This window comes from Vibrio sp. 10N.286.51.E5, assembly GCF_041469125.1.
GTDB classification, from domain to species: Bacteria; Pseudomonadota; Gammaproteobacteria; order Enterobacterales; family Vibrionaceae; genus Vibrio; species Vibrio crassostreae_C.
Window position 1 is genome coordinate 1 of sequence record NZ_JBFRJZ010000103.1, and the last position, 1,462, is coordinate 1,462.

Below are 1,462 nucleotides of genomic sequence, written 5' to 3' on the forward strand. Positions count from 1 at the left end.
TATCTTCGTATAAGGAGGTGATCCAGCCCCAGGTTCCCCTAGGGCTACCTTGTTACGACTTCACCCCAGTCATGAACCACAAAGTGGTGAGCGTCCTCCCCGAAAGGTTAAACTACCCACTTCTTTTGCAGCCCACTCCCATGGTGTGACGGGCGGTGTGTACAAGGCCCGGGAACGTATTCACCGTGACATTCTGATTCACGATTACTAGCGATTCCGACTTCATGGAGTCGAGTTGCAGACTCCAATCCGGACTACGACGCACTTTTTGGGATTCGCTCACTATCGCTAGCTTGCTGCCCTCTGTATGCGCCATTGTAGCACGTGTGTAGCCCTACTCGTAAGGGCCATGATGACTTGACGTCGTCCCCACCTTCCTCCGGTTTATCACCGGCAGTCTCCCTGGAGTTCCCGACATTACTCGCTGGCAAACAAGGATAAGGGTTGCGCTCGTTGCGGGACTTAACCCAACATTTCACAACACGAGCTGACGACAGCCATGCAGCACCTGTCTCAGAGTTCCCGAAGGCACACCTGCGTCTCCGCTGGCTTCTCTGGATGTCAAGAGTAGGTAAGGTTCTTCGCGTTGCATCGAATTAAACCACATGCTCCACCGCTTGTGCGGGCCCCCGTCAATTCATTTGAGTTTTAATCTTGCGACCGTACTCCCCAGGCGGTCTACTTAACGCGTTAGCTCCGAAAGCCACGGCTCAAGGCCACAACCTCCAAGTAGACATCGTTTACGGCGTGGACTACCAGGGTATCTAATCCTGTTTGCTCCCCACGCTTTCGCATCTGAGTGTCAGTATCTGTCCAGGGGGCCGCCTTCGCCACTGGTATTCCTTCAGATCTCTACGCATTTCACCGCTACACCTGAAATTCTACCCCCCTCTACAGTACTCTAGTTCACCAGTTTCAAATGCAGTTCCGAGGTTGAGCCCCGGGCTTTCACATCTGACTTAATGAACCACCTGCATGCGCTTTACGCCCAGTAATTCCGATTAACGCTCGCACCCTCCGTATTACCGCGGCTGCTGGCACGGAGTTAGCCGGTGCTTCTTCTGTTGCTAACGTCAAGAGATAGCGCTATTAACACTACCCCCTTCCTCACAACTGAAAGTACTTTACAACCCGAAGGCCTTCTTCATACACGCGGCATGGCTGCATCAGGCTTTCGCCCATTGTGCAATATTCCCCACTGCTGCCTCCCGTAGGAGTCTGGACCGTGTCTCAGTTCCAGTGTGGCTGATCATCCTCTCAGACCAGCTAGGGATCGTCGCCTTGGTGAGCCATTACCTCACCAACTAGCTAATCCCACCTAGGCATATCTTGACGCGAGAGGCCCGAAGGTCCCCCTCTTTGGCCCGTAGGCATTATGCGGTATTAGCCATCGTTTCCAATGGTTATCCCCCACATCAAGGCAATTTCCTAGGCATTACTCACCCGTCCGCCGCTCGACGCC

General features: G+C 53.7%; 1 rRNA gene. It reads right to left on the reverse strand.

The features are described 5' to 3' along the window. Nucleotides 1–10: 10 nt before the first annotated feature. A 16S ribosomal RNA gene (locus AB4161_RS22425) occupies nt 11–1,462 on the reverse strand; the annotation flags it as partial.